Source organism: Kitasatospora sp. NPDC059803, from assembly GCF_042732255.1.
Lineage (GTDB): Bacteria > Actinomycetota > Actinomycetes > Streptomycetales > Streptomycetaceae > Kitasatospora.
Genome location: NZ_JBHWIJ010000013.1, coordinates 43,338 through 48,985, shown reverse-complemented (window position 1 = coordinate 48,985; position 5,648 = coordinate 43,338). Strand labels below are relative to the sequence as shown.

The window sequence follows — 5,648 nt, the reverse complement described above, 5'->3', positions numbered from 1 at the left end:
TCCCTCGATCTGGGCCGCTGGGGGGTTTATTAACTTATCAGGCTGGGTCAAAAACGCGTGGGCCTGGGGGGGGGGCCCCCCCCGGGGCGCCCGGCGCGGGCGGGGGGGCGGTTCAGTGGATCACCCGCAACACGGCTTGCACTCCTTGACCTGGACGTCGTCCACGACCGGGCCGGCCGCGCCCGCGTTGGTGCTGGCGAAGGTCAGCGTGGTGGAGGCGTTCCGCGCGACGAAGCTGAACTGGTGCCCCACGTAACCCATGTTGGTCGGCGTCTTGCCGGTGATGTCGAAGGAGAAGTCCTGGAAGTCCTGGCCGTCGACGAGCACCCGGCCGGTCTTCACGGCCGGTGCGGCCGACGTGTTGCCGGCCAGCGCGTACGTCACGGAGTAGGTGGTGCCCGGGACGGTGGCGAAGGTCTGGGCGACGGCGCCGGTGGTGGCGCCGTTGAGGTCCACCGACTGGTCGCCCTCGGCGGCCTGCCAGAACCCGGCGCCGATCAGGTCGACGCTGCCGCTGGTGACCGTCCACGGGCCGATGGTCTGTCCGGCGTTGAACTCGGCGAAGCTGTTCGCCGGGGCCTTGGGCGACTCGAAGCTTCCGTCGTCGAAGCGGCTGAGGGCGCGGTGGCCGCCGGCGGCCTGCGCCGGGACGGTCACGGCGGTGGCGGCGGCCACGATCACCGCGACGGCGGCGAGGCGGGTGCGCGAGAACGTCATGGGTTCCTCCCCAACGGAATACCGACTGGACGAGCCGATGATCGGCTGTGCCCAGAGGGTCCGCCGTCGCCGTGAGCCCTGCCAAGACCGGACGGATGGCGCCCGGTGGTGCGGAGGTCCCGCCGACGGGCTCCCGCACGCCGGTTTGACGGGTGATCACCCGGTGCCGGCCGGGCGGCCGGCCTGCGCGCGCCCGGCGGCCGGCCGTGGTGCGGACGCACGGTTCAGACGGTCGTGCCCGCGCGCATGGTGGTGAAGTCCGACGTACGCGCTCCACCTGCGCCTCGGGCGCATCCCACCTCCGGGTGAGCCGAGGGCCGCTCATACGATCAACGACCCCTCTGGCGGTCGGCGGATCGGAGGCGGATCGGAGGTGGATCCGAAGCGGGTCCGAAGCGGATCCCAAGCGCGTCCGAAGCGCGACCGGACGGGCTTGACCTTGAGTGCACTCCAAGGTGAAAGCTGGACGCGTTGATCCACCGCAGCACCCCGCGAGCGGGCAAACACACCACCACGATCGGAGCACCGTCATGCGCAACGCCACGTTCGGTACCAACGGCCCGGAGACCGGCGTCATCGGCCTCGGCTGCATGGGGATGACCTGGGCCTACGACGTGCAGAACCGGGACGACGAGAACTCCGTCCGGGTGATCCGGCAGGCGCTGGACCTCGGCGTCACCCTGATCGACACCGCCGACATGTACGGCCCCTACACCAACGAGGAGGTGGTCGGCGCCGCGCTGGCTGGCCCGTACCGGGAGCGCGCCTTCCTCGCCACCAAGGTCGGCATCGTCCCGGGCGGGTCCGGCCAGTCGGCCCGCGACGGCAGCCCCGAGCACGTGCGCCGCTCGATCGACGACAGCCTGCGCCGCCTCGGCACCGACCACGTCGACCTCTACCAGCTGCACCGGGTCGACCCGGCCGTCCCGATCGAGGAGACCTGGGGCGCCCTCGCCGAGACCGTCGCGGCCGGCAAGGCCCGCCGGATCGGGCTCTCCGAGGTGACCGTCGAGGAGATCAAGCGGGCCCAGTCGGTGCACCCGGTGGCGTCCGTGCAGTCCGAGCTCTCGCTCTGGACCCGGGACGTGCTGGCCGAGGTGCTGCCGTACACCGAGGAGCAGGGCATCGCCTTCCTGCCGTTCTCGCCGCTCGGTCGGGGCTTCCTGACCGGCAGCATCGCCTCCTTCGACGAGCTGCCCGCCGATGACTTCCGCCGCCGGCTGCCGCGCTTCCAGCAGGACGCGCTGAAGGCGAACCTGGCACTGGTCGGCAGGGTCAAGGAGGTCGCCGAGCGGATCGGCGCGACGCCCGCGCAGGTCGCGCTGGCCTGGGTGCTGGCGCAGGGCCGGCACGTCTTCCCGATCCCGGGCACCAAGACACCGCGCTACCTGGTGGACAACGCGGGCGCGGCCGAGGTCGTGCTCTCGGCGGCCGATCTGGCCGACCTGGACGCGCTGCCGACGCCAACGGGCGAGCGGTACTGAACGGCCAGCGGTGCTGAGCGGCGAGCGGTGCTGAGCGGCGAGCGGTACCGAACGGCGCGGGCTGCCCGGGTCGCCGGCCCCGCCTCGGAGCGCCGTCAGGCCTCCCGGACCCAGATCAGCTGCCGCCCGGTCTCGGCGGGAGCCCGGGCGGCGGCCTCGGCGACCCGGTCGAGCCGGTAGCCGAGCTTGCGCGGGACGGCCGCGCTGGCGCCGTTCGCCTCGTCGCAGTGGATCTCCACCCGCGCGATGCCGGGCAGCGCCAGGGCGGCCTCGGTCAGCGCCCCGGCCGTGGTGGTGGCGATGCCGCGGCCGGCGTGCCGGGCGGCGACCCAGTAGCCGATCTCCAGCGCGCCGGGGCCGATCCGGCCGTGCAGGCCGAGGGCGCCGACCACGCCGCCGGGTTCGGCGTCCAGGCCGACCAGGTACATGAAGTCGGTGCCGGCCTCCCAGGCGAGGGAGCCGGCCCGGGCCAGCTCGGCGGTCTGCGCCCGGGTGGGGGGCTCGGCCGCCCACTCCATCCAGGGCCGCAGGTGGTCCAGGTTGGCGCGGACGGCCTTGTTGAGCGCCACCGCGTGCGTGCTGCGGCGGCGCAGCAGCGAGATCCCGCCGGGCAGCCGCAGTTCCTCGGGCGGCCGCCCGGTGGTGACGGCGGTGGGGCCGGGCACGTGGAGCGGGGCGGGCGGGTACTTGCAGGACCGTGACTGCGGGTGGCTCATGACCGCGATTATGTCCTTGGCCGGGACCTGTCACCAATGAATTCCGGACGGCCTCCCACCAGGCCTCTCGCCAGTCCCCGCCACACCCCGGCGCGCCCGGCCGCACCCCGGCGCACCGGCGCGCGCACACGCCCGGCGGTCAGAGCCTGATCAGCACCTCGTCCAGCTCCTTGCGCCGCAGATCCGGCACCCGCGCCCCCTCGGCCGGGTAGCCGACCGGGATGACGTACGCGGCGCGCTCCTCCAACGGGCGCTCGCAGACCTCGTTGAGGAACTTCATCGGGCTCGGCGTGTGGGTCAGCGTCGCCAGCCCGGCCTGGTGCAGCGAGGCCAGCAGCAGTCCGACCGCGATCCCCACCGACTCCTTGGTGTAGTAAGGGCGCGGCGAATCGGGCCCCTTGTGCACCTCGAACACCACGATCACCGCCGGCGCGTCCTCCAGGAACGGCTTGCGCCAGTCGGTGCCGATCGGCGCCAGCGCGGCCAGCCACTCCTCCGACGCCCGGTGCGCGTAGAACTCGCGCTCCTCGGCCTCGGCGGCCTCGCGCAGCCGCCGCTTGCGCTCCGGGTCGGTGATCACCACGAACCGCCAGGGCTGGACGTGCGCGCCGCTGGGCGCGGTGTTGGCGGTCCGGATCGCCCACTCGACGACCCCGTCCGGGATCGGGCGGGTCGCGTAGTCGCGGACGGTCCGGCGCTGCGCCATCACGTCGTGGAAGGACCTGCTGCGGGCCTCGGCCTCGTGGGCCGGCACCGTCATCGGGGTGAGGGGGACGGTCGGGTAGGGCGTCCCTGCCACTGCACTGTCAACCATGGCCGACAGCACAGCACATGACGGCCGCGCCGGGAAGAGGTCGAGACCAATCCGCAGATCAGGTCCATCCGGCAGGGCCGCCTGGCGGGTCCATCCGGCAGGGCCGTCCGGCCGGGCCGCCCTGCCGGACGGGACTACAGCTCGTGCACCCGCCCGTCCCGGACCTCGATCCGCCGGTTCACCGTGACGGTGTCCAGCATCCGCCGGTCGTGGGTGACCAGCAGCAGGGTCCCGGTGTACGAGCCGAGCGCCGCCTCCAGCTGCTCGATCGCGGGCAGGTCCAGGTGGTTGGTGGGCTCGTCCAGCACCAGCAGGTTGACCCCGCGCGCCTGGAGCAGCGCCAGCGCGGCCCGGGTGCGCTCGCCGGGGGAGAGGGTGCCGGCCGGGCGCTTCACGTGCACCGCCTTGAGGCCGAACTTGGCCAGCAGGGTGCGCACCTCCTCCGGCGTGAACTCCGGGACGGCGGCGGCGAAGGCGTCCGCCAGCGGCTCGCCGCCGAGGAACAGCCCGCGCGCCTGGTCCACCTCGCCGACCACCACGCCGGAGCCCAACGAGGCACTGCCGCCGTCGAGTTCGAGCCGGCCGAGCAGGGCGGCCAGCAGCGTCGACTTGCCCGCGCCGTTGGCGCCGGTGATGGCGACCCGGTCCGCCCAGTCGATCTGGAGGTCCACCGGGCCGAAGGCGAAGTCGCCGCGGCGGGCGACGGCCGCGCGCAGGGTGGCGACCACCGAGCCGGAGCGCGGCGCGGTGGCGATCTCCAACCGCAGCTCCCACTCCTTGCGCGGCTCCTCGACCACGTCCAGCCGCTCGATCATCCGCTGGGTCTGCCGGGCCTTGGAGGCCTGCTTCTCGGTGGACTCGGCGCGCTGCGCCTTTCCGATCTTGTCGTTGTCGGAGGACTTGCGGCGGGCGTTGCGCACGCCGTGCTCCATCCAGCCGCGCTGCATCCGGGCCCGGGCCTCCAGCCCGGACTTGGTGTCGGCGTACTCGTCGTACTCCTCGCGGGCGTGCCGGCGGGCCACCGCGCGCTCCTCCAGGTACGCCTCGTAGCCGCCGCCGTACAGGTTGACCTGCTGCTGGTGCAGGTCCAGCTCCAGCACCTTGGTGACGGTGCGGGCCAGGAACTCGCGGTCGTGGCTGATCAGCACGGTGCCCGCGCGCAGGCCCTTGACGAAGGCCTCCAGCCGCTCCAGGCCGTCGAGGTCGAGGTCGTTGGTGGGCTCGTCGAGCAGGAAGACGTCGTAGCGGGAGAGCAGCAGCGAGGCGAGGCCGGCCCGGGCGGCCTGGCCGCCGGACAGCGCCGTCATCGGCAGGTCGAGCGAGACCTTCAGACCGAGCGAGTCGGCGACCTCCTCGGCGCGCTCCTCCAGGTCGGCGCCGCCCAGCTCCAGCCAGCGGTCCAGGCTCGCCGCGTACGCGTCGTCGGCGCCCGGGCGGCCCTCGACCAGGCCCTCGGTGGCCTCGTCCAGCGCGGTCTGCGCGGCCGCCACGCCGGTGCGGCGGGCCAGGAAGTCGCGCACCGACTCGCCCTCGCGCCGCTCCGGCTCCTGTGGCAGGTGGCCGATGTTGGCGGTCGCCGGGCTGAGCCGCAGCGAACCGCCCTCGGGGGTGTCCAGCCCGGCCAGCAGCCGCAGCAGCGTCGACTTGCCGGCGCCGTTCACGCCGACCAGGCCGATCACGTCACCGGGGGCGACGACCAGGTCCAGGCCGGAGAAGAGGGTGCGTTCGCCGTGACCGGCGGCGAGGTCCTTGACTACGAGTGTGGCGCTCATGATGAGCCCGATTGTAGGAGGAGCGGGCCGGGTGGCGGAAAAGCCCGGGGCCGCGGCGCCGCTGCCGCGGCCCCCGGGGGCGGCCCCCCGCGCCGCGGAGAGCCCAAACCCCCCCGGGGGGCACCCCCGCCCCCCCGCGGGGACC

General features: G+C 73.9%; 5 protein-coding genes. 1 reads left to right on the top strand and 4 read right to left on the bottom strand.

Annotated features, from left to right (window positions below):
• Positions 1-120: 120 nt before the first annotated feature.
• Complete coding sequence (locus tag ACFV6I_RS03910; RefSeq protein ID WP_380423490.1) at positions 121-717, bottom strand: choice-of-anchor C family protein; 597 nt, start codon at positions 715-717, stop codon at positions 121-123.
• A 530-nt stretch (positions 718-1,247) separates the two neighbouring features.
• On the opposite strand from ACFV6I_RS03910, the gene ACFV6I_RS03905 reads away from it, so the two are divergent.
• Positions 1,248-2,201, top strand: coding sequence for an aldo/keto reductase (locus tag ACFV6I_RS03905; protein WP_063347013.1), 954 nt, complete (start codon positions 1,248-1,250; stop codon positions 2,199-2,201).
• A gap of 95 nt (positions 2,202-2,296) precedes the next feature.
• Here ACFV6I_RS03905 and ACFV6I_RS03900 read toward each other — a convergent pair whose 3' ends face one another.
• From ACFV6I_RS03900 to ACFV6I_RS03890, 3 genes are all read right to left on the bottom strand, one after another.
• A complete protein-coding gene (locus ACFV6I_RS03900; protein ID WP_380423489.1) occupies positions 2,297-2,917 on the bottom strand; it encodes a GNAT family N-acetyltransferase in 621 nt (206 codons plus the stop codon).
• A gap of 139 nt (positions 2,918-3,056) precedes the next feature.
• Positions 3,057-3,731 carry a nitroreductase family protein gene (locus ACFV6I_RS03895; RefSeq protein ID WP_380346220.1) on the bottom strand — a complete coding sequence of 225 codons (675 nt, stop codon included), beginning with the start codon at positions 3,729-3,731 and terminating at the stop codon, positions 3,057-3,059.
• 134 nt (positions 3,732-3,865) lie between these two features.
• Positions 3,866-5,503, bottom strand: coding sequence for an ABC-F family ATP-binding cassette domain-containing protein (locus ACFV6I_RS03890; RefSeq protein ID WP_380423488.1), 1,638 nt, complete (start codon positions 5,501-5,503; stop codon positions 3,866-3,868).
• Between the last annotated feature and the right edge of the window lie 145 nt (positions 5,504-5,648).

Coding starts and splice junctions, on each gene's coding strand:
- ACFV6I_RS03895 (WP_380346220.1), bottom strand. CDS start 3,731: ATGGTTGACAGTGCAGTGGCAGGGACGCCCTACCCGACCGTCCCCCTC.
- ACFV6I_RS03905 (WP_063347013.1), top strand. CDS start 1,248: ATGCGCAACGCCACGTTCGGTACCAACGGCCCGGAGACCGGCGTCATC.
- ACFV6I_RS03900 (WP_380423489.1), bottom strand. CDS start 2,917: ATGAGCCACCCGCAGTCACGGTCCTGCAAGTACCCGCCCGCCCCGCTC.
- ACFV6I_RS03890 (WP_380423488.1), bottom strand. CDS start 5,503: ATGAGCGCCACACTCGTAGTCAAGGACCTCGCCGCCGGTCACGGCGAA.
- ACFV6I_RS03910 (WP_380423490.1), bottom strand. CDS start 717: ATGACGTTCTCGCGCACCCGCCTCGCCGCCGTCGCGGTGATCGTGGCC.